The organism is Flavobacterium aerium (genome assembly GCF_030766725.1).
Taxonomy (GTDB): Bacteria; Bacteroidota; Bacteroidia; order Flavobacteriales; family Flavobacteriaceae; genus Flavobacterium; species Flavobacterium aerium.
In genome coordinates this window covers 1-538 of sequence record NZ_JARQWR010000041.1, presented here as the reverse complement: position 1 = coordinate 538, position 538 = coordinate 1, and the positions used below count along the sequence as shown (strand labels likewise).

The window sequence follows — 538 nt, the reverse complement described above, 5'->3', positions numbered from 1 at the left end:
TGGCTACAGGACCGGCCTTCACCCCTTTTGGCGGAACCGAGATGGGATGGATTATTACCAAATATGATGCCTTTGGCCGAGTGGCTTATACGGGATGGTTCAAAACATCGGCCAGTCGAAGTACATTACAGGCACAACGCAATGCTACTAACGGTAATTTTTCTGAAAAGCGCGTTACAGCTAATACTGTCGATGGCGTGAGTATAGGTTATACTTCGGTTGCTTTCCCAACCAGTGGATTAAAATTATTAACCGTAAACTATTACGATAATTATACTTACCCGAATGCACCAACACTACCGGGACAAATAGAAGGACAAACGGTATTGGTTAATGCCAAAGGATTGGCTACCGGAAACTGGGTACGTGGTTTATCGGCTACTGCCCTTTTACAACAACGAAGTCATACCTTGTACGATGAAAAAAGCAGACCCATTTCCAGTTACACTCAAAATACTTGGGGTGGTTATACACAGGTCGATTCCCAATTGGATTTTATGGGTAAAACCCGATTCACCAAAACTTTCCACAAGCAATA

General features: G+C 43.3%; 1 pseudogene. It reads left to right on the top strand.

Annotation, left to right across the window (positions count from 1 at the left end):
• Nucleotides 1-538 (top strand): annotated as a pseudogene (locus tag P6733_RS17895) (DUF6443 domain-containing protein); the annotation flags it as partial.